Annotated in this window: 20 protein-coding genes; 11 read left to right on the top strand and 9 right to left on the bottom strand. The window is 67.4% G+C overall.

Going from position 1 to position 20,934, the window contains the following annotated elements; translation table 11 throughout:
- The first annotated feature begins 10 nt into the window (after positions 1-10).
- Together AB4Y73_RS16155 and AB4Y73_RS16150 are read left to right on the top strand one after the other, a co-directional pair.
- Positions 11-625 (top strand): hypothetical protein, encoded by a 615-nt coding sequence (locus tag AB4Y73_RS16155; protein WP_441872911.1) that lies wholly within the window; start codon positions 11-13, stop codon positions 623-625.
- 88 nt (positions 626-713) lie between these two features.
- The gene (locus AB4Y73_RS16150; protein WP_441872910.1) at positions 714-1,478 is read left to right on the top strand and encodes a YcnI family copper-binding membrane protein; all 765 of its coding nucleotides are present in this window, start codon (positions 714-716) and stop codon (positions 1,476-1,478) included.
- 112 nt (positions 1,479-1,590) lie between these two features.
- Here the strand turns inward: AB4Y73_RS16150 and AB4Y73_RS16145 are convergent, their stop codons facing one another.
- Positions 1,591-1,845 (bottom strand): hypothetical protein, encoded by a 255-nt coding sequence (locus AB4Y73_RS16145; RefSeq protein WP_441872909.1) that lies wholly within the window; start codon positions 1,843-1,845, stop codon positions 1,591-1,593.
- On the opposite strand from AB4Y73_RS16145, the gene AB4Y73_RS16140 reads away from it, so the two are divergent.
- Genes AB4Y73_RS16140 through AB4Y73_RS16125 form a run of 4 tightly spaced genes read left to right on the top strand, consistent with a single transcriptional unit; the run spans position 1,832 to position 9,870 of the window.
- On the top strand, positions 1,832-2,227 hold the full coding sequence (locus tag AB4Y73_RS16140) for a DUF4232 domain-containing protein (RefSeq protein WP_441872908.1): 396 nt from the start codon (positions 1,832-1,834) through the stop codon (positions 2,225-2,227). The genes AB4Y73_RS16145 and AB4Y73_RS16140 overlap by 14 nt on opposite strands.
- A 59-nt stretch (positions 2,228-2,286) precedes the next feature.
- The gene (locus AB4Y73_RS16135) at positions 2,287-3,771 is read left to right on the top strand and encodes an FAD-dependent oxidoreductase (RefSeq protein WP_441872907.1); all 1,485 of its coding nucleotides are present in this window, start codon (positions 2,287-2,289) and stop codon (positions 3,769-3,771) included.
- Between the two features lie 56 nt (positions 3,772-3,827).
- A complete protein-coding gene (locus tag AB4Y73_RS16130; protein ID WP_441872906.1) occupies positions 3,828-8,957 on the top strand; it encodes a DNA glycosylase AlkZ-like family protein in 5,130 nt (1,709 codons plus the stop codon).
- Positions 8,950-9,870 (top strand): DNA-formamidopyrimidine glycosylase family protein, encoded by a 921-nt coding sequence (locus AB4Y73_RS16125; protein ID WP_441872905.1) that lies wholly within the window; start codon positions 8,950-8,952, stop codon positions 9,868-9,870. Before AB4Y73_RS16130 ends, AB4Y73_RS16125 begins: the two co-directional genes overlap by 8 nt.
- Positions 9,871-9,896: 26 nt before the next feature.
- Here the strand turns inward: AB4Y73_RS16125 and yczE are convergent, their stop codons facing one another.
- A complete protein-coding gene (gene yczE, locus AB4Y73_RS16120; protein WP_441872904.1) occupies positions 9,897-10,529 on the bottom strand; it encodes a membrane protein YczE in 633 nt (210 codons plus the stop codon).
- A 61-nt stretch (positions 10,530-10,590) separates the two neighbouring features.
- Between yczE and yczR the strand changes: the two genes are divergently transcribed.
- Positions 10,591-12,192, top strand: a complete 1,602-nt coding sequence (yczR, locus tag AB4Y73_RS16115; protein ID WP_441872903.1) for a MocR-like transcription factor YczR — start codon at positions 10,591-10,593, stop codon at positions 12,190-12,192.
- 39 nt (positions 12,193-12,231) lie between these two features.
- On the opposite strand, the gene AB4Y73_RS16110 is transcribed toward yczR, so the two are convergent.
- Together AB4Y73_RS16110 and AB4Y73_RS16105 are read right to left on the bottom strand one after the other, a co-directional pair.
- On the bottom strand, positions 12,232-12,924 hold the full coding sequence (locus AB4Y73_RS16110) for an SRPBCC family protein (protein ID WP_441872902.1): 693 nt from the start codon (positions 12,922-12,924) through the stop codon (positions 12,232-12,234).
- On the bottom strand, positions 12,917-13,582 hold the full coding sequence (locus AB4Y73_RS16105; RefSeq protein WP_441872901.1) for a helix-turn-helix domain-containing protein: 666 nt from the start codon (positions 13,580-13,582) through the stop codon (positions 12,917-12,919). Before AB4Y73_RS16105 ends, AB4Y73_RS16110 begins: the two co-directional genes overlap by 8 nt.
- Before the next feature lie 196 nt (positions 13,583-13,778).
- On the opposite strand from AB4Y73_RS16105, the gene AB4Y73_RS16100 reads away from it, so the two are divergent.
- Positions 13,779-14,762, top strand: a complete 984-nt coding sequence (locus AB4Y73_RS16100) for an RluA family pseudouridine synthase (protein WP_441873033.1) — start codon at positions 13,779-13,781, stop codon at positions 14,760-14,762.
- Here the strand turns inward: AB4Y73_RS16100 and AB4Y73_RS16095 are convergent.
- The 4 genes from AB4Y73_RS16095 to AB4Y73_RS16080 form a co-directional block, all read right to left on the bottom strand.
- A complete protein-coding gene (locus AB4Y73_RS16095; protein ID WP_441872900.1) occupies positions 14,734-15,264 on the bottom strand; it encodes an O-acetyl-ADP-ribose deacetylase in 531 nt (176 codons plus the stop codon). The genes AB4Y73_RS16100 and AB4Y73_RS16095 overlap by 29 nt on opposite strands.
- 61 nt (positions 15,265-15,325) lie before the next feature.
- Positions 15,326-17,869: a hypothetical protein gene (locus tag AB4Y73_RS16090; protein WP_441872899.1), complete on the bottom strand. Its 2,544-nt coding sequence runs from the start codon at positions 17,867-17,869 to the stop codon at positions 15,326-15,328.
- A 108-nt stretch (positions 17,870-17,977) separates the two neighbouring features.
- The gene (locus tag AB4Y73_RS16085; protein ID WP_441872898.1) at positions 17,978-18,178 is read right to left on the bottom strand and encodes a hypothetical protein; all 201 of its coding nucleotides are present in this window, start codon (positions 18,176-18,178) and stop codon (positions 17,978-17,980) included.
- A 59-nt stretch (positions 18,179-18,237) separates the two neighbouring features.
- Positions 18,238-18,432: a hypothetical protein gene (locus AB4Y73_RS16080; RefSeq protein WP_441872897.1), complete on the bottom strand. Its 195-nt coding sequence runs from the start codon at positions 18,430-18,432 to the stop codon at positions 18,238-18,240.
- Between the two features lie 214 nt (positions 18,433-18,646).
- On the opposite strand from AB4Y73_RS16080, the gene AB4Y73_RS16075 reads away from it, so the two are divergent.
- The 3 genes from AB4Y73_RS16075 to AB4Y73_RS16065 all read left to right on the top strand — a co-directional run bounded on the left by AB4Y73_RS16075 (position 18,647) and on the right by AB4Y73_RS16065 (position 20,349).
- Positions 18,647-18,847, top strand: coding sequence for a hypothetical protein (locus AB4Y73_RS16075; RefSeq protein ID WP_441872896.1), 201 nt, complete (start codon positions 18,647-18,649; stop codon positions 18,845-18,847).
- Positions 18,848-18,972: 125 nt separating this feature from the next.
- On the top strand, positions 18,973-19,692 hold the full coding sequence (locus tag AB4Y73_RS16070; RefSeq protein ID WP_441872895.1) for an AfsR/SARP family transcriptional regulator: 720 nt from the start codon (positions 18,973-18,975) through the stop codon (positions 19,690-19,692).
- A gap of 39 nt (positions 19,693-19,731) precedes the next feature.
- Positions 19,732-20,349, top strand: coding sequence for a DedA family protein (locus tag AB4Y73_RS16065; protein ID WP_441872894.1), 618 nt, complete (start codon positions 19,732-19,734; stop codon positions 20,347-20,349).
- 3 nt (positions 20,350-20,352) lie between these two features.
- Here the strand turns inward: AB4Y73_RS16065 and AB4Y73_RS16060 are convergent, their stop codons facing one another.
- Positions 20,353-20,658, bottom strand: a complete 306-nt coding sequence (locus tag AB4Y73_RS16060) for a hypothetical protein (protein WP_441872893.1) — start codon at positions 20,656-20,658, stop codon at positions 20,353-20,355.
- Positions 20,659-20,934: the final 276 nt, after the last annotated feature.

The following is a 20,934-nucleotide window of genomic DNA, read 5'->3' as shown; positions in this document are numbered from 1 at the left end:
GGAGGATCCAGTGCGAACCCACGCCCGGGCGCCCTTTCATTTCCTGCGCGCCGCGTCGCTTTCCACGGGGACCCTCACCCTTGCGGCCGGGGCCCACGTGCTGGGCGGCGGCGATCTCCCCGCCCCGGGCATCCTGCTCGCGGTCCTGGCCCTTTCAGTCCTTGCGGCCACCTCGGCCACCCGGCTGAAGCTGAATTTCGCCGCGATGATCGCGGTGCTGGGTGCCGGACAGTTCGCCCTGCACGAAGTCTTTACGGTGTTCAGCGCCCCCGTCGTGGCCTCCCACCCGGCGGCAGAAACCCACCACCTATCCGCAGCGGCAATACCCGCCCTCGACACAGCCGCGCACATCCACGCCCTGGCCGGCCCCACGAGCATCCTGATGCTTGCGGCCCACGCCCTGGCCACCGCCGCGTGTGCGCTCCTGCTCGCCAAAGGTGAGGCCGCCCTCTGGGCCCTCGCGGCCTGGCTCAGACCCCTCGTCCGGCTCCCCGAAGCAGTAACGCCCGACGCCGGCACCCCCCGGGCGGTGCCCCGCACCGCTGCGGTCCTGCCCCACCGCCCCTGGCGGAACCTCAGACCGGACAGCCGACGCGGCCCGCCTTCCGCCGTCGTCCTTCCCTGACCCAGCCCGTACCGGACTTCACCGGCTGACGGGCCTCCCCCCGTACTTCCGCATGCCCGCAACAGGCATGCGGCCGAAAGGCACACCCATGAACACCACCGCACTGCGCCGCACCCTCACGCCGGCAGCCGCCGCTGCCGGCGCCGCCGTCCTCCTGCTGACCGCCGCCACCGGCGCGTCGGCACACGTAGGCGTTACCCCGGACAAAACCGCGGCCAACTCGTACGCCCTGCTGACCTTCGGCATCCCGCACGGCTGCGACGAGTCCGGCACCACCAAGGTGGCCATCACGCTGCCGGCCGAACTCAACGACGCACAGCCCACGGTCAACCCCAACTGGACCGTGGAGAAAATGACGGAGCAGCTGGCGGAACCCAAGAAACTCGCGGACGGCTCGTCCATCACCAAACGCACCAGCCAGATTGTCTACACGGCCAAAGCGCCGCTGGCCCACGAACTGCGGGACGCCCTGGTGCTCTCCGTAAAGCTGCCAGATGCGGCCGGCACCACGCTGTACTTCCCCACCCTGCAGACCTGCGAAACGGGGCAGACCGATTGGTCGGAGATCGCCAAGGACGGCCAGGACCCGCACTCCCTGAAGGCGCCGGCCCCGTCCATCACCATCAGCGAGGCGGCGGACGCCCACGCCTCGGCCTCCCACGGAGCCTCCGCCGGCTCAGTTTCTGCGGGCTCCGCTCCCGAGGCAGACACGGAGCAGGCTGCCGCGGTGACTGACAGCGGCGCAGACGCGCGCAGCTGGGCAGGCCTGGCCGCCGGGCTCGGCGGACTGGTGTTGGGCGGAGTGGCCTTCGCACGCAGCGGCTCGAAGCGTAAGTCTCAGCCAGCTACGTAACGTTGCGTGGTTTGGTGCCCGGATCATCACGATCCGGGCATCAAATCCCCACGCCGCCCCGTGGCGTCGTTGACTCCGGTCACGGCAACAACAAAGGTTATGCCATGACGTCTCAGCGCATTTCACAGGGGTTTTTGATTACGACGGCGGTCGCCGCGGCAGCACTGATGCTCACCGCGTGCGGTCCAAGCCAAGCGCAGCCGCAGGGATCCTCGGCACCCGGCACCGACTCCGCCAGCCCGGCACCCAGCTCGGCGGCTCCGAGCACGTCCCAGCCGCCGGCGTCGTTGGCGACGACTGGCCCGGCCAGCCCGGCCAGCCCGGCCGGCCCCGCACGCTGCAAGGCGGCCACCTTGTCAGCCGCCACGGACGCCACCGGCGGCGGGGCTGCCGGCAGCGTTTACATGACCCTCACGCTGACCAACACCGGCAATGAACCGTGCCTCCTGCGAGGATTCCCCGGCGTCTCCCTCACCGCGGACGCCAACGGCGAGCCCATCGGCGCCCCTGCCAAACGCGACGAGACAACACCTGTTGCGGATGTCCTCTTGGCCCCAGGCCAAGGCGGCAAGGCCGTGCTCCGCTACACCCACGCCGAAAACTACACGGACTGCACCCTGACGCCAGCAGCCGGTTACCGGATCTATCCCCCGGAGGACACCGCGTCCCTCTTCCTGGCCCAGCCCACCCAGGCCTGCAGCAACGCAACTATTGAACTGCTGACCATCGGAGCGTTCCAGCCGGCCTAGGCATTTCCGCCGGCCTGGACTATGGGCGTATGCAGCAGTGATAAGTACACTTAGCTTCTATGACGTCCCTCTGGCTGGACCGCGAAAAGACATTCAGTTCTGACCCCTTCCAGCCCGGCGCCAGGTACAGCACCGTAGTGGCCGGAGCCGGGCTGACCGGGCTGGTCACAGCCTTGTTGCTTGCCCGGTCCGGGCAGCGGGTCCTAGTGCTGGAAGCCCGGTACCCGGGTGCCGTGACTACGGGGAACACCACGGCGAAAGTCAGCCTCTTGCAGGGAACCGTCCTGGGCTCGCTGTCTCGGCAGTATTCGGACAAACAAGTCCAGGCATACGTCGAGGCCAACCGTGAAGGGCAGGCGTGGCTGCTGCGCTACTTCGACGAGAACAGGGTGCCGTATCAGCGCCGGAGCGCCTACACCTATGCCACCACCGGTGACGGGGCCGAGCGGCTCCGCGAGGAACTGATCGCGGCAACCACGGCGGGACTCAATGTGGAGTACGTGCTCGACGCCGGCCTTCCCTTCCCCATCCAAGGCGCCTTGATGCTGGCCGACCAGGCCCAGATCAATCCCATGGACGCTTTGGACGCCCTGCTGGTGGACGTCCGTGCCCACGGCGGCCTGGTTGCGTCCGGGGTGAGGCTGCAGGATGTCACCGGGCATGGACCTATGACGGTCCGGACGGATCAAGGCAACGTCACCGCTGACCACGTAGTCCTGGCCACCGGGATCCCGGTACTGGACAGGGGCCTCTACTTCGCAAAACTGAAGCCGAACCGCTCCTACGGCGCAGCGCTCGAACTGCCCCAGGGGCTGGCGCCGCCGCCGGGAATGTACCTTTCCGCCGAAGAGCCCACGCATTCCCTCCGAGACTATGAAACGGACGGCCGCAGGCTCCTGCTGGTGGGCGGGCACGGGCACCAGGTGGGGCGGACGACGTCGGAACAGTCCCACCTTTCGGGCCTGCTTGATTGGGCGGCCACCCATTTTCCCGGCGCCGCGGCCACCCACACCTGGTCGGCCCAGGACTACCAGGCCACCAACCTCATGCCGTTCTTTGGCAAGCTGCCGCGGGGCCGGGGAAAGATCCTCTTCGGCACCGGCTACAACAAGTGGGGCATGACCAACGCCGTGGCCGTTGCCCTCGGGATCTCGGCCGACATCCTGGGCGGACAGATCCCGTGGGCGGACACCATCCATCACCGCATCACCTCCCCCGCCGGCGCCTACTCGGCCGTCACCCTTAATGCCAAAGTAGCCGCGACTCTCGCCGCCGGTTGGGTGAAGCTCGCCTCTGACGGAACACCACCGCCCGACGGCGCCGGGAAGGTTTACCGCGATGGTGCCCGTCCGGTGGCGGTCTCCACGGTCGAGGGAACCACGTGCAGGCTGTCCGCCGTCTGCACCCACCTCGGCGGAATTGTGCGCTGGAACGACAGCGAACAGACCTGGGACTGCCCGCTCCACGGGTCCCGCTTCAGCAACGACGGGCAGCTCCTCGAAGGCCCTGCCACCAAGAACCTTCCGCCGGCAGGGAAGGGTTGATTCGCCCGGAGGGAGGGCCCGACCATCCTGTCGGTGGGGTAGGGCATGATGGAGGAATGCAGGAGCAGCAGCCGCCGGTAGCGGGCCGGGACGCCCCTAACGGCACGCCCATGGGCCGGTTCAGCAGGCCCACCCGGGACTGGTTCCTCGGCGCCTTTTCGGAGCCAACGCCCGCCCAGGACGGGGCCTGGAACGCCATCTCGTCCGGTTCCCATGCCCTGGTGGTGGCGCCCACCGGCTCCGGGAAGACCCTCGCCGCGTTTCTGTGGGCCCTGGACCGGCTGCTCGTTTCGGCTCCTGCCCCTGAGCCTGAGCTGCCCGGGCTGGATGCTGCCCCGGACAAAGACGCTCAGGCAAATGGCGCCCCCGCCAAAGGGAGGCGGCCGCGGCCGCCCAAACGCAAGACCCGGGTTCTGTACATCTCACCGTTGAAGGCCCTGGGCGTGGACGTCGAGCGGAACCTGCGCGCGCCGCTGATCGGGATCACCCAGACGGCCAAGCGGCTGGGACTGCCTGGCCCGCTCATCACGGTAGGGGTCAGGTCCGGGGACACCACCACGGCGGACCGCCGCTCGCTGCTCAGCAACCCGCCGGACATCCTGATCACCACGCCGGAATCGCTGTTCCTGATGCTCACGTCCCGGGCATGGGAAACGCTCACCGAGGTGGACACCATCATCGTTGACGAGGTCCATGCCGTCGCCGGCACCAAACGGGGAGCCCATTTGGCGGTTTCACTGGAACGGCTTGACGCTCTCCTGGCAAAGCCCGCCCAGCGGATCGGTTTGTCGGCCACGGTGGAGCCGCGGGAGCTCGTGGCCCAGTTCCTGGCGGGTTCCGCTCCCGTGGAAATCGTGGCCCCGCCGTCCCGGAAGAACTGGGACCTCACCGTCTCCGTGCCTGTGGAGGACATGTCTGACCTTCAGGGCGCGGCGGGGGCCTTTGACTCCGGGCCGGCTTCGGGGCTGCAGCCGCAGGCGTCCATCTGGCCGCATGTGGAGGAAAAGATCGTTGATCTGGTGCTGGCCAACCAGTCCACCATCGTGTTTGCCAACTCGCGCCGCCTGGCTGAACGGCTGACTGCCCGGCTCAACGAGATCTATGCCGAACGTCAGCTCCCGGCAGCAGCCGGCGGGGGTTGGGGAGACGTTGATACCGCGGAATCTTCCAGTGGCCGCCCCGCGCCCGCTGGTGTGTCGGCGTCGGGCGCCGTTCCAGCATCTCGCGGCCTTCCGGTCTCCACGGCCACGCCCGCCCACATGATGGCGCAGGCCGGCAGCACGGCAGGAGCCGATCCCGTGTTGGCCCGGGCACACCACGGATCAGTCTCCAAGGACCAGCGGGCCCTCATCGAGGATGACCTCAAGTCCGGCCGGCTGCGCTGCGTTGTGGCCACCTCCTCCCTGGAGCTCGGCATCGACATGGGCGCCGTGGACCTCGTGGTGCAGGTGGAGTCCCCGCCGTCGGTGGCCAGCGGCCTGCAGCGCGTGGGGCGGGCGGGCCACCAAGTCGGCGAAATCTCCCAAGGTGTGCTCTTTCCCAAGCACCGTGCGGACCTGGTCCACACCGCCATCACGGTGGAGCGGATGCTCGAGGGAAAGATCGAGCGGCTGTTTGTGCCGGCCAACCCCTTGGACATCCTGGCGCAGCAGACCGTTGCCGCCGCCGCCCTGGGCAGCATTGACGTAGAGGAATGGTTCGCCACGGTCCGCCGCTCGGCGCCCTTCGCTTCCCTCCCGCGATCCGCCTTCGAAGCCACCCTTGATCTACTGGCGGGCCGGTACCCCTCCGACGAGTTCGCCGAACTGCGGCCCCGCATCATCTGGGACCGCAATGCGGGCACCATCGAAGGCCGGCCCGGTGCCCAGCGGCTGGCCGTCACCTCCGGCGGGACCATCCCGGACCGGGGGCTGTTCGGGGTCTACATCATCGGCACGGAGGCCGAGGGCTCGGCCTCGCCGTCCGGTGACGGCAAGACTTCCACCCCCTCCCCGGCCAAGGGCGGGCGCCGGGTGGGCGAACTGGACGAAGAGATGGTCTACGAGTCCCGGGTGGGTGACATTTTTGCCCTCGGTGCCACGAGCTGGAAAATCGAGGACATCACCCACGACCGCGTCCTGGTCTCCCCCGCCTTCGGCCAGCCCGGCAAGCTCCCGTTCTGGAAAGGCGACTCGCTGGGCAGGCCGGTGGACCTGGGCCGCGCCCTGGGTGCATTCATCCGCGAACTCTCGGCGTCCGACGTCGGCCCTGCAACCGAGCGCTGTACGGCCAGCGGGCTGGACACGTTCGCCGCCAACAACCTCATCCAGTATTTGAGCGAGCAAAAGCTCGCCACCGACGTCGTGCCGAGTGACACCACTCTGGTGGTGGAACGGTTCCACGATGAACTGGGCGACTGGCGGGTCATCCTCCACAGCCCCTTCGGCATGCCCGTGCACGCGCCGTGGGCACTCGCCGTCGGGCAACGGCTCCACCAGCGTTACGGCCTGGACGGCTCCGTGATGGCCGCGGACGACGGCATAGTGCTGCGCGTCCCCATGATGGAGGATGAACCGCCCGGGGCTGAGCTTTTCCTCTTCGACCCCGAGGAACTCGAACAGATTGTCACCGCCGAAGTGGGCGGCAGCGCCCTGTTTGCCTCGAGATTCCGGGAGTGCGCCGCGCGCGCCCTGCTGCTGCCGCGCCAGACGCCGGGCAAGCGCCAGCCGCTGTGGCAGCAGCGCCAGCGGTCGGCCCAACTGCTCGATGTAGCGCGGAAATACCCGACATTCCCCATCGTGCTGGAGACTGTTCGCGAGTGCCTGCAGGACGTGTACGACCTCCCCGCGCTGAAGGACATCGCCGCTTCGGTGGAACGCCGCGAGCTGAGGATCGTCGAGACCACCACGCAGCAGCCGTCACCGTTCGCCAAGTCCTTGCTGTTCGGGTACGTGGCGCAGTTCCTGTACGAGGGTGACTCGCCCTTGGCCGAACGCCGTGCGGCGGCCCTGGCGCTGGACTCGACCCTCCTGAACGAGCTGCTCGGCCGGGTGGAACTCCGCGAGCTGCTAGACGCGAAAGTCATCGACGCCACCGAGCTCGAACTCCAGCGGCTTGCACCGGACCGCCGTGCCCGCGGCATGGAAGGGGTGGCCGACCTGCTCCGGCTACTGGGGCCGCTGACGCCCGAGGAAGTCGCCGCCCGGCTGGATCCGGACGTTGGGCCGGCCGCAGCTGGGACGGTTGAACCGGCCCCGCTGGTTGAGCCCGGTGAGACGGCCCAGGAAGCCCCGGCGGCTGAGACGCCGCATGCGGATACCGCCCTCGCCGCTACCCACCTGGCCGCGCTGCAGCGGGCCGCGCGCGCCATCAAGGTAAACATCGGCGGGGCTGAACGGTTCGCCGCCGTCGAAGACGCAGCCCGGCTGCGTGATGCCATCGGCGTACCGCTGCCCATGGGCGTGCCGCTTGCTTTCATCGAACCCATCGCTGACCCGCTCGGCGACCTCGTCTCCCGCTATGCGCGCACGCACGGGCCGTTCACGGCGACGGAAGCCGCGGCGAGGCTGGGCCTCGGCGTCGCCGTAGTTGGCACTGCGCTGAAGCGGCTCGCCGCCGACGGCCGTGTAGTGGAAGGCGAATTCCGGCCCCACGCCACGCCGCCGGAATCCCCCGCGGCTGAAACGGACGGCCAGTCCCAGCCGGTCCCGCACGAACACCGGCAGGAATCACAGCAGCCCTCCGCCACCAGCGAGTGGTGCGATGCCGAAGTGCTCCGGAAGCTCCGGCGTCGTTCACTGGCGGCATTGCGCGCGGAAGTGGAACCGGTGGATGCCGCCGCCTACGGGCGATTCCTTCCCGCCTGGCAACACGTCCGCACCCCGGGCTCCGGGCGCGGGCAGCCGTCCCTGCGAGGACTGGATGGGATTGTCACGGCAATCGACCAGTTGTCCGGCGTCCCCATTCCCGCTTCGGCGTGGGAGCCGCTGGTCCTGGCCAGCCGGGTTTCCAACTACCAGCCCGCCATGCTGGACGAACTCATGGCTGCCGGCGAGGTCCTCTGGTCCGGTGCCGGTGCCCTCCCCGGCAATGACGGCTGGGTGAGCATGCACCTGGCCGATTCCGCCGACCTGACCCTGAACCCAGCCATAGAGTACGAGCCGGGGGATGCCCAACAGCGGCTGCTCGACCACCTTCGGAACAATGGCGGTGGCTATTTCTTCCGCCAGCTGACGGAAGTGGCAGGCGGCATGGACGCCGTCCTGAGCGACCAGGCCGTGGTCTCGGCATTGTGGGATCTGGCCTGGGCCGGCCGCATCACCGGGGACACTTTCGCGCCGGTCCGCGCCCTCATCGCCGGTGGCCATACCGCCCACAAGCAGGTGGCCCGGGCACCCCGGGCACGTGCACCGCGGCTGAGCAGGCTGGGCCGCTCCCACGGCACCGGCCTCCTGGGATCCTCGGGATCGGGCTCGCCCGGCCTGGCTGGCGGCCGGTACGGCGCCTCGGGCGGCGCAGCGGCCACCCCGCCGCTGGCGGCCGGACGGTGGTCTGCGCTTCCCTTGCCCGAATTGGATGCCACCATCCATGCCCGTGCCACGGCGGAGCTGCTGTTGGACCGCTATGGTGTGGTGACGCGCGGATCGGTGATGGCGGAGCAGATCCTGGGCGGTTTTGGCCTGATGTACAAAGTCCTGGCCAGGCTGGAGGAGGCTGGGCGTTGCCGCCGTGGGTACTTCATTGAACACCTCGGTGCCGCCCAGTTCGCCGTGCCGGCAACCGTGGACCGGCTGCGGTCCTATTCCGAGGACGGCCAACTGGCGAAGCCGGAACCCGTTGCCTTGGCACTCGCCGCCACCGATCCAGCCAACCCGTACGGTGCCGCGCTGGCGTGGCCGGCACTCAACCAGGAAGCCGGCACCGGCCATCGGCCGGGACGGAAAGCGGGCGCACTGGTGGTGCTCGTGGACGGCGCCCTGGTCCTGTACGTGGAGCGCGGCGGCAAGACGTTGCTGGCCTTCAGCAACGTCGACGCCGTCCTCGCAGCCGCCGGCGCCGCGCTGGTGGGTGTGGTCACCCGCGGCGCCGTGGACAAGCTGATCATGGAGAAGGTCAATGGCCACGACATCCTGGACACTGCCGTGGCCAAGGCACTGGCTGATGCCGGCGCCTACTCCACTCCCAAGGGGCTGAGGATCCGTGCCTGAGGGGGACTCCGTCTGGCGTGCCGCTGCCCAGTTGCATCAGGCCCTGGCCGGGCAAACGCTCACCGCGTCCGATTTCCGGGTGCCCCGCTTTGCCACCCTCAATCTGGCCGGCTGGACCGTCACCGAAGTTGTGCCGCGCGGCAAACACCTCCTGATGCGTGTGCAGGGACCGGGCGAACCGGTAACGGACGAACATCGCGCGGTCGACCACGTAGCGGGCGGCCACGCCCCGGGCCGACAGGCCACGGAGCAGCGCAGGCTCACCATCCATTCACACCTGAAAATGGAAGGCACCTGGCAGGTCTATCCCCCCGGCGGCCGGTGGCGCAAACCTGGATTCACGGCACGGTGCGTGCTGCGCACGGCGGTGGCGGACGCCGTCGGCTTCTCCTTGGGGATCGTGGAGGTGGTCCGCACCGCTGATGAGGACAAGATTGTGGGCCATCTGGGGCCGGACCTGCTCGGCCCGGACTGGGACTTGGACGAAGCGGAACAGCGGATCCGCGCGGCGCCGGAAGTCCCTATCGGCGTGGCCCTCCTGGACCAACGCAACCTGGCCGGCATCGGCAACATCTACCGGTGCGAGGCATGCTTCCTGTCCGGCGTGCACCCGGCGACACCCGTCTCGGCTGTCCAGGACCTCCGAACCCTCATGGCGGACGCCAAGCAATTGCTGGAAGCCAACCTGGGCCCTGGACGCCGGGTCACCATCCTCAATCCCCGCGGGATGCCGGTTGGACGAATGGCGGGCCGGCCGGGATATTGGGTCTACCGCCGCGAACACCAGGCCTGCCTCAAATGCGGCACGCCCATCCGCCGCAGTGCGCTTGGGAAACTCAATGGCGAGGAGGAGCGGGACATCTATTTCTGCCCGAAGTGCCAGCCGCTCGTGGACCAGCCGCTGGTGGGTTAGCGGCCGGGGGACCAGCCGCTGGTGGGCTAGGAGCGCAGCGCGTCACGTCCCCGGGACTCGGGCGCGACGGCCTCCTTGACGGGAGCCGGCACCATAAACCATGGCAGCAGCAGATGGACCAGGGGCCCGATCGCCAGGGCATAGACCACGGTGCCCACGCCCACGGAACCGCCCAGCAGCCACCCGATGCCGAGCACCACTACCTCAATGAGAGTGCGCGCGATCCGCACCGACCAGCCGGTCCGCCGCGCCAGTCCCGTCATCAGGCCGTCCCTGGGCCCCGGACCGAACCGTGCGCCGATATAACAGGCGGTTGCAATGCCGTTCAGCACCACCGCCCCGACGAGCATCACGATCTGGCCGCCCAAATGGGAGAACACGGGGATCAACGCCAGCCCCACGTCGGCGAAAACCCCTACCAGAACGGCGTTGGCCAGCGTTCCGAAACCGGGCTTCTGCCGCAGCGGGATCCACAGCAGCAGCACCACAAAGCTCGCGATGACCACCACCATGCCGATGCTCAATCCGGTCCTGCCCGCAACGCCCTGGTGGAACACATCCCAAGGGTCAAGGCCCAGGCCGGCGCGGATGAACAGGGCCAGCGACAGGCCATACATGGCCAGGCCGACGAAAAGCTGGAGGACTCTACGGGTCAACATAACGACTACCCTGCCAGAGAACTGGCATTGAATTACATAGCCAGTTTGAGATACTGGCCTCATGTCTGCATCGCTCAACCCGGCCGCGCTGCGACGCCTCCTGGGCGAGTGGCACCTCGGCGCCGCGCCCGCCTACCGCGAACTGGCCGCCGTCGTGCGCCTCCTGGTCCTGGACGGCCGCGTGGCCCTAGACACCGCACTGCCCAGCGAGCGTGCCTTGTCCGAGGTGCTGGGCGTCAGCCGCACCACGGTGACGGCTGCATACGCCCTCCTCCGCGAGGAAGGATTTCTCAGCAGCGGGCAAGGCTTACGGGGCCGCACCCGAATTCCGCGCCCGACGCCGATGGGACCCGCGTCGCTCAATAGGCCGGGATCCACACCTGCAAACAACCTTGCAGGGACGCCGCGGCACAAAACCGCGGCGCTGGAGTTTGCCACGCCCGGGCTCGCGGCACCCGGGCTTGCCACATCCGATGGGCTGATCGACCTCGCCCACGCATCGCAGCCTGCCAGCGGCGAAGTCGTACACCGTGCGTTCGCAGCAGCCCTCACCGAACTGCCCGCGCTCCTGCCGGGTTTCGGCTACGACGCCATCGGCCTGCTCCCCCTGCGCGAGGCAGTGGCCGCGCGCTACACCGCTGCGGGCGCGCCCACCACTGCCGATCAGATCCTGGTGACCTCGGGAGCGCAGCACGCCTTGAACATCATCATCCGCGCGCTGGCCGGGCGGCAGGACAGGGTTCTGGTGGAACACCCGAGCTATCCGAACGCCTTGGATGCCATCCGGGCGACGGGCTGCCGGGCCATTCCTGTGGCGTTCACGTCACTGCACGACGCCGGCACGCACCCGGGTGCCGGCGCTGCGGGATCCCCGGGCAATTCGCCTGCCCTGGCGTGGGACATGCCTGCCCTGCGCACCGCCATGATGCAGCAACGCCCCAAAATGGCCTACGTAGTTCCGGACTTCCACAACCCCACAGGGCAACTGATGCCAGACACCCAGCGCCGCCAACTGGTCCGCATGGCAGCGGACGCCGGAACTGTCCTGGTGGTTGATGAGACGCTTCGGGCGTTGAACCTCGACGGCGCCGTGACCACTCCCGTGGCTGCCTTCAGCCACGCGGTAGTAACCATCGGCTCGCTCAGCAAATCCCACTGGGCCGGCCTCCGGACCGGCTGGATCCGCGCGTCGGAAGCAATGATCCAGCGGTTTGCCGCAGCACGGTCATCCCTGGATTTGGGTGGACCGATCATGGAACAACTGGCCGCTGCCCACTTGGTCCGCGCACTGGACGAACCGCTTCCTGCCCGGCTTGGCGCCCTCCGGGACAGCCGCGCCGCGCTGCTGGAACTGCTGGCCGGGCACCTCCCGGACTGGCAAACGGAACGCCCGTCCGGTGGCCTCTCCGTCTGGTGCAGGCTGCCGGCGCCTGTCAGCACCGCGCTGACAGTTATCGCCCCGGAATTTGGCATCCGGCTGGCCGCCGGTCCGCGATTCGGAGTCGGCGGCGCCTTCGAACGCTACCTCCGGGTGCCATTCAGCCTGCCGCCGGCACAACTGGAGACAGCCGTGCTGGCCTTGCGCTCAGCCCAGGACAGGCTCCGGGCCACCCCGCAGCTCCGCCGCACCCTCAAGCCGGCCCCCGCCGTCGCGATCGCCTAAACCTGTGACACGGAGAAGGATTGGTGACGCGGAACCGGCCTACCCGTAAACCCGTGCGAGGAACCCTCCCCAGGCTTTGGCAGTGGTTTCCGAGTCGCCGCTGCCGCTGAAATCGTGGACCGTCATGCCCACCGGTGCGCCGAAGGCGTTGCGGCCGAAGAACCGGTACATCGCATCGGCGGTCCGCAGCCCCAGGAAGTGCTCGTTGGTGAAGTCCACTTCCCCGGAAAGCTGCCCGACGCCGTCGACCTCCACCTCCACTGCGGAACCCTGCACCGCAGAGTCCACGCCCAGGGCTTTCTTCAGCCGATCGAATCCGTCCGGCGTCTGCGAGGCCGCTGGTCCCTGGATGTCCGTGAACACCACCGGCTGGCCGTCGAAGTGCGCCAGATACTGGCCGAGGGTGTGGAGGTAGAACTCGGTGTGCCGGCTGGCGCCGTCGTACTGCTCATCCCAGTTATCGGCAAAGATCCCGCTGTGCACATAGTGCAGCTTGGCGCGGCCGCCGTCGATGGGTGCAAGGACGTGCTCGAGCTGATTGAACCAGCCATCCGGGCCGTCCATTCGGGAGACCAGGTGAGTTGGGTATTCCTGCACGGTCTTGACGGCCGGCCACTGGTCCGTGGGGAACATCCAGGCCGGAGTGCCTTCGGTCACGGCCTCCCAGACGCGCTCGGGAGTGCCCGGCAGCTCGGTGTCGTAGACGATCTCAAATTCGCGCTTGTCAGTCATTGTCCTGCTCCTTCGCTGAGGGGGTTTTGGTAGGGGTCTTGAGTACGGGGTGAAGGGCGACGACGAGGCGATGCTTCCGGCCGCCGCCCGCCGGAGTGCCGCTCGCCGAAGTGCGTGGCCCGTTCGGTGGCAATGCGCCGGCGTCGTGATACTTGTCCACCAGCCGGGTCACCGCGACGCCGAGTTCCTCGGCAAATGCGGCCCGGTCCGATGCCGTGCGGAAGGTGATCTCGCCGTCGATCGCGAACGTGGCCAGCTTCTGCCGGGCCGCCGCGGCACCGGCGATGAGCTTGCCCACTTCCTGGACCATGCGCCCGGCAAGTGCAAGAAGCCAGAAGGCGGAAAAGCGGTCGGAAAACCTGTGCGGGTCCGGCGCCACCGATGCGAGCGCCAGGGGGGAAATCAGGTAAGAGGCCGCCGTCGCCTGGAGGACGCGTTCGGTGACGTTCCCCTTGCGCCGTTCTTCCACCAGCTCCACCAGCCCGTGCCGTTCGAGGGCTTTCAGGTGGTAGTTGACCTTCTGCCGCGGCAGGCCCACCTTGGCGGCGAGCTGCGTGGCGGATCCCGCTTCGGCCAACTCGTGGAGGATGCGGGTCCGGATCGGGTCCAGCGACGCTTCCGCCGCAGCGGGGTCCTCGATCACTTCGATGTCCAACATGCTTCAAGTATGGCTACCGACAACTTTTATTGTCAAGAACTTTTTTACCGTCGGCTGGACGCCGGAGCACCCGGATCGCCGGAGCACGCCGGGGACGCCGGAACGTTCCGGCGAGTGCGGCGCATTCCGGCGAGTGGGCGGGACAGTGCCAGCAAGGCCCGAGCCGGCCCGCAACGCAAAGTAGAATGGACCGGTGATGCAATCCCCCCTCCCCGTGCGCGACGGCGTCAACGCCACCCGCCTGCGCCTCCCGGACGAGGGGCCGTGGACCACCGCGATGGACTACATGATGCACCGCTGGGGCCACATCGATCCGCAGGGCATCGAGGACCGTTTCGACGCCGGTGAGATCGTCGGGGAGGGCGGCATCCCGCTGGACCGGGCCACGAAACTCGATGACCACACCTTCATCTGGTACTACCGCACCCTTCCCCCGGAGACCCGCATCCCGGTGGAGATCAGCATCCTGCATCAGGATGAGCACCTGCTGGTGGTGGACAAGCCGCACTTCCTGCCCACCACCCCCGGCGGAACCTATATCCAGGAATCGGCCCTGGTGCGGCTGCGGAACCAGCTAAACCTGCCGGACCTCATCCCCATGCACCGCTTGGACCGCATGACGGCGGGCCTGCTCCTGCTGTCCACGAACCCCGAAACCCGCGGCAAGTACCAGGTGCTCTTCGAAAAGCGCCAGGTGCAGAAGGAATACGAGTGCGTCTCTGCCGCCGAGCCCGCCGCCGGGTACCCCGCCGTCGACTTCCCCGTGGTAGTCCGCAACAGGATGACCAAGTCCCGCAGCTACCTCCTGGCCGAAGTGATCGCCGGCGAACCGAACGCGGAAACCCGCATCGAACGGCTGGAAACGTTCGACGCCGGCACCTCCTCGCGCGCGCCCTTCACCGCGAGCTCCGGCAACCAGGGTCACCAGCGGCTGGCGCGGTACCGGCTCGAGCCGCACTCCGGGAAGACGCACCAGCTCAGGGTCCACATGGCGTCGCTGGGCCTGGGCATCGTGAACGACGCGTTCTACCCCGACCTGCTGGACAAGGCCCCGGACGACTACGCCAAACCACTGCAGCTGCTGGCCCGCGGCATCCGGTTCGTGGACCCCATCAGCAACCAGCCCGTCGAATACCGCAGCCGGCTGGAACTCAGCGAGGCTGCTCAAACACCGCGCTGAAGGCGTCCTCCATCTCGGAGCTGAACAGCACGAACTCGACCCGCTCAAGTGCGCTCTCCGGATGCGAGGCACCAAGCCCGGTAACGGCGTCGTGCGCTGCCTCGGCCACTCGCCGCCCTGTCCAGCCGTAAACGCCGCCGCCCACCGCGGGGAAAGCGATGGAAGCAGCACGCAGCGAATCCGCCAGCCGCAGGCTTTCGCTGAAACAGGAAACCAGCAATGCCCGGTTAGTCTGCCCCGCGCGCCGGTTCGGCCCCACGGTGTGGATGACCCAGCGGGCCGGGAGCCGGAATCCGGCAGTGGCGACGGCGGCACCCACGGCCAGCCCGTGCGGCAGGCTGGCCTCGCGGAGTTCGCGGCACGCGGCCAGGAGTTCGGGCCCTGCCACCCGGTGGATGGCTCCGTCCACCCCTCCGCCGCCCAGGAGCGAGGAGTTGGCCGCGTTGACGATTGCGTCTACGTTGCGGGTGGTGATGTCGGCTTGGAGGATGCTGATCCGCATGCGGCCAGTTTCGCATGTGCGGACGCCCGGATAAACGGCCGCATGGTCCGTATGCGGCAGCTCAGAGGCCCTGCATCACCGCCGCCGAGGCACGGAGCCAGGCCTCCCGCGTTTCCGGCTGCAGCGCCTGGTAACTGAGCGGTCCGCCGGCCACAAGAGAGGTGTCATAGGGAACGTCGAGGACCTCACGTGTGAGGCTCTCGAAGTGGGCCCGCGTCCGCTGATGAAGCTGCACGTCGGTGTGCCGTGATGGTGCGGCGAGCAGGGTCACGGCGTTGCTGATCTTGGCTTGGAAGCCGCGTTCGCGGAGCCCGTCCACCAGCCACACGGCACTGGCCACGGTGTCTTCGCGCAGTGTGGAGACGATCACCAGTTCGTCTGCCGCCTCCACGGCGGCCTCCCAGTTGGAGGACCGCATGTTGTTGCCCGTGTCCACCATGATGATCCGGTAGAAACGGCGGAGCGCCGAGTGCAACCGGTCGAACTCGCGGCTTCCGATGGTGGCGGCCCCCGCGGCGTCCTCGTCCGAGGCCAGCACGTCGAACTGGGCGGACCCCTGATAGCGGACGAACCGGTCCAGATCCCCGATCCGGCCCAGGGCCGGGTCCTCGAAGCGGTCCACCTCCTGCAAGAGGTCAACGGCTGTGGCGGTGTGCCCGGCCATCGGCGCACGCCACCCCAGCGTGCCTCGGGTTTCATTGTTGTCCCACGCGAGGGTGTAACCGCCGCGCTGGATACCTAGAGTTGCTGCGAGAAGCAGCGTTGCCGTGGTTTTATGCGCACCGCCCTTCGGGTTGACCACAACCACGGTCCTGGGGCCGTCAAGCCGCCGCTGAACGTCTTCGACAGCCCGCAAGTGCGCCAGTTCCCGGCGCCCGGGTGCGGGGCTGATTGCATTGCCGGTGAGCCGCCGGATGGCACCCTGCCAGCCGCCCTCGGCCAGGGCTGACGGTGGCGTCGGCCTGTCGGCGAGAAAATCCTGCAGGGTGGGGACGTCGTCGTCGGTTGGGGGCCAGGACAGGGACCCGGGCAGAGGCCCGGAAGCAGACCCGGGCACAGACCCGGAAGCCGCAGCGGGGGCCGGCGCCTGAAGATGCGTTGCCGCCTCAAAATGTGACGGCGAGCGCAGCGGAGCCGGGGGGACGTTGTTGTCGGGCATGGCCGCGGGAGGGACGGCAATAGCCATGGCGGACCTTCCTTTCTGTAGTGGCTTCCCCATCTGCAATGGCTTCCCTGCCCCTGGCGGTACCGCCCGGAGGTGCCGTGGCACCACGGCCTCAGGCTCCGCCGTCGAACGCAACGGGCTCCGGAACAGGCGCCTGCCGAGCTGCCGGAAGAGGGCGAGCACGCCGGACAGCAGCCTGTACAGCAGGATGGCCAGGCCGGCCATCGGCAAGGACAACATGAGGATGGACAACGTGGAGAGCGCCGCGCTGGGCAGATCCCCCGTTTCGACGGCGGCGGCGGCAAGCCCCGCGTGACGTCGGATGGCGGAAGCCGCCTGCTCGATGATCGCGGGCAGGTTGACCAGCATCCAGCCGAGCGAGAGGATCAGGAGCGGCACTACGGTGGCAACCCACGCGGTGACGATGCGGCGGGCGAATGGGCGGAGTTGGGTGACGAGCGGATCCACGGGGCGGCCCGGGATGAGGCTGAGCAGGACCGGGCGGATCCGGTTGAACAGGTCGGGGACGCCGGCTATATCGGCCAGCACGAAGTAGCCGTCGAAACGCAGCGTCGGCACCAGTTGTTGGATCATCTGGAAATGCATCAGACCGGCCGCCAGCAGGAAGAATGCCTGTTCTGTCAGGAGGTACGCTGCGCCCAAACCGATCAGGCAGAGGCAGTTGAAGTACAGCCCGCCGAGGTCGGTGCGGATCCGGCCTGCCCGGCCCAGCCGGTATGAGTCAGTGACGTTGGTGAAGAACGCGGGAAAGACAAGATAAACGCCGACGCCGATCACCCCGGGCCGCGCACCCCCGTACCGGCACGCCGTCGCATGGCCCAGTTCGTGGATCACGGCAGCCAGCGTCAGGAGCGCAAAGATGCCCAGCAACAGGGCGGGGGTGAGCAGTATCTGTTCCAGTGAAGCCATAAAGTCGCTCCTGGCAATGACCAGGGCATCGACTAACACCAACGCCGCCAGGACGGTCACCACAACAGGACCCCAATACAGCGGCGCCAGGAACGCGGCCAAGGCATTGACCGCCTTCTCCGGAAGAAGCGTCCCCTTCAGCCGCAGTGCCAGCAGCGGGTTGGCCCTTGGCGCGGGTACGGGCTCGGCCCCGGCTGGATCGGCGGACCCGTCCCTGACCAGCCCCATCGGCGCGAGTCTGGTGTCGATCAGGTGGCGCAGCCCGCTCACGCTGAGCTCCCGGCCGTAGGCGTCGCTGATATGGTGCGCGGCGTCGTCGAGGGATTTCTCCACCGAGAGGGAAATCATCACCAGGTTGAGCAGCTCGGAAAGTTGGACAATCTGCCCGTCTCCACGCTGAAGCAGGTAGCTGTGGTCCTTAAGTCCTGAGCCTTCAACCGGACCCAGAAGGACAATCCCGGGCGCCGGGACCCACCGGCCTAGAAACGCGGCATCAGGTGTTGCTGTCACTTTCCCTGCCAACTTGTCATTTTCCGCACGAAGGGACTCATCACTGGGGCGGGTGGGCATGCCCCGACATTGGAGCATGCCCATCAGGTTGCATTGAATCCTGCAGGCCTACTGTTGAGTTACGAACAGGGATTGCCAGGCTTCCGAATTAGCCACGGAACCTATTGAAGCCGCATTGACGGCCATCGAAAGATTCACAGCGACAATGGGTGCGACGTTGATGTCAAAGAACAGCGTTTCCCGAACAGGAAGCAGTTCCAAAACCTCGGCGTCGAGTTCCACCGGTGACAGCTCTTTTGATGCTGCCATAGCACCTCACCTCTCTCCCCCAGGCGAACCCGGGGTTCAGATATCAAATAGCACGTGGACTACTGGGCTACAAGGATTGTCTGAACAGCAGCGCTGTTAGCCGATGAGAGCAATGAGCCGGCATTCAGTGCAAGAGAGGTATTGCTCGCGACCACGCTTGCCCAGTTGGTGGAGTCCAGAAACAGGGTTTCCCGCGAAGGCAACAGCTCCACGTGCTGGCTTTCCAGCTCTTGGATTGTGAGTTCCTTCTTCATATCAATCACCCCCTTCCGAAGTCTCCCGATCAGTCAACGCGTCCGGCCGTAGTGACCCCGTTACAACCGCGTTATTTTTGCGTTATTTCGTGAAACTATGGTGTGACACTGTTTGACTTGGGCGGCCCGGACTCTATGCCTAGGATGGTCTTACCGGGCAGTAATGTTCGTGGCTGATTGCAAATTGCAGACAACGAAAGCAGGGCGCCCGCTCATGGCGGACATCGAAGGCACCATGGTTATTCGAGCGTGGGCGGAGCCTGCCCAAAACAACCAGATTCGGGCGCGTTTGATCTCCAGCCGCCCAGGGCACGAGGGCGAGTTGGTTGAAGCCGCGGCCGACGCCGACCAAATTCTGCTGGCGGTCCGGCGGTGGCTCGATTCGCTACAACCGGACGACCGCCCCGCCGGGTGATCCCCCCTACCCCACTTGGCCGTCCGCCCTACCCCCCTTTACTCAAATCGCTTGACATGATTGGGCCGAGTGCAACGATGGTAGTTGGGGGATGCGTGGAATCCGGACGCTTGAGAGGGAAAAGCATGACGGTGGCTCTCGCACAGGATTGGCACCTGAGTCTGCTGGGGGCTTGGCGGTTGCACTGCGGCACCGATCCAGTCACGGTAGCCACCCGTGAACAGCGGCTCATCGCCTGTGTGGGGCTCCTCGGTTGCCGTCACCGGAGTTTCCTGGCCGGCCTGCTGTGGCCGAAGAGCAGCGAAACGCAGGCCGCGGGCAACCTCCGCACCACCGTCTGGTGCATCTCCCACTCCTTTCCGCACCTGCTTCACACCGGCGCGGACACGCTGGAGCTGGACGAATCGGTCCGCGTGGACGTCGCAGCCCTGCAGCGCCACGTCGCCAGGCTGCACGCCCAGCCCGGAACCCAGGTTCCCGACGACTACCTTGCCCACCTGAGCAGGGCCGAGCTGCTGCCCGGCTGGTATGACGACTGGGTCATCTTCGAACAGGAGCGCCTGCGGCAGATGCGCCTCAGCGCGCTGGAACTCATGGCCCGGCAGTATCTGGCGGCTGACCAACCCGGCAGGGCCGTGATCGCGGCCCTTTCCGCAGTGAGCATCGAACCCCTCAGGGAATCGGCGCATCTCCTGCTGGTCCAGGCCCATCTTGCCGCGGGGAACAGGTCCGCCGCAGTCCGTGCCTACTCAATGTTCGCGAACCGGCTCAAAAGCGAACTTGGCGTTACGCCATCAGGCCAGTTGAGTGATCTCGTAGCCGGGTTCCGTCCAGCCGTGCACTGACTCCCGTCCCGCCGCTGGAAAGTGCGGTACTTTGTGGCCATGGACTTTGGCAATGCAGACAGCTGGGGCGCGGCGATCTACTTCTGGATCATCCCCGCGGTGCTCGGCGACGCCATCTTCCCCCCCATCCCGTCCGAGATGGTGGTGATCACCGGCGGCGCTCTCTCGGCCGACGGCCGGGCCAACGTTCTGCTCGTGGCGGCCCTGGCGGCGCTGGCGTCCTGGCTCGGAGACATGGTGGTGTTCCAGCTTTTCAAGCGCCGGCTCAGCCACGTGCTTGACCGGTGGCGCTGGGGCAGGAAGGTCCACCATGGGATCCATGCGGCGATCGCCAGGGCGGGCCGCTCTTCCACCTACGGGACCATTATCGGTGCCCGATTCATCCCGGGCGGACGGCTGGCGACGTCGGCCGCAGCAGGAATTGCCGATGTCTCGGTTCGCGGTTTCAGCCTCTGCGCCGGGCTCGGCGCTGTCCTCTGGGCCAGCTGGCTGGTGGGCCTTGGCTACTTCACCGGCTCGGCCACCAAGCTGCCGTTCTGGGCCAGCTCCCTGATCGGTGTGGGAGCAGGGCTGGTGATCGGCGCCGTCGTCGGAGTCATTGTCACCCGCCGGCGCGGCACCCGCTCCCCGGTGGATGAGCCGGCGCCCGGCGACTGACCTCTACACAGGTGCCCAGCGGCCGCGGTTGCGTCGCAGCACCATCAGTGAGCCGGTCAACGCAACGCGTTCGACGGCGTCGCGCATCATGGCTGCCGATTCGCGCGCCTGATGGTTCTCGCCGTTGTATTCGGTGGCCTCCACGAGGAAGCGGAGGTTCAGCTGCGGGACACCGCCGGCGAGCTCGATCTGGTTGGACTCCACGTGGTGGCGGGTTTCCAAGGCCTCCACCGCGGCGGCCATCACGGCTTCGGGGGCATTGCCGGGCTTCAGGCCGGTGATCTTCAGGCGGGTCTGGAACGAAGGCATGCCGTCAACCCTACCCAAAGCGCCACCCACCCCCCCACGGCCTGAAACGCTCTCTCACTTAACGCAAGAAAACCGGCGACGCTCTCTCACTTTCCTTAAGAAAGTGAGAGAGCGTTGTCGAAAAACGCACATTAAGCTTGTATGCCCCTTGCGGGGCGCCCGTTCCGGGCTGAAAATGTGCCTGTGGTCGCCTGTCGACGCCGTAGTCACTATGTTTCTTCTTAGTCCGTCATTAAGCCGGGTGCCGGGGATCACGCCGTGGGCCCTTCACTGTTT

This window comes from Pseudarthrobacter sp. TAF60_1, from assembly GCF_052113505.1.
In the GTDB taxonomy this organism is placed as follows: domain Bacteria; phylum Actinomycetota; class Actinomycetes; order Actinomycetales; family Micrococcaceae; genus Arthrobacter.
This window is presented reverse-complemented; position numbering and strand designations above follow the sequence as displayed.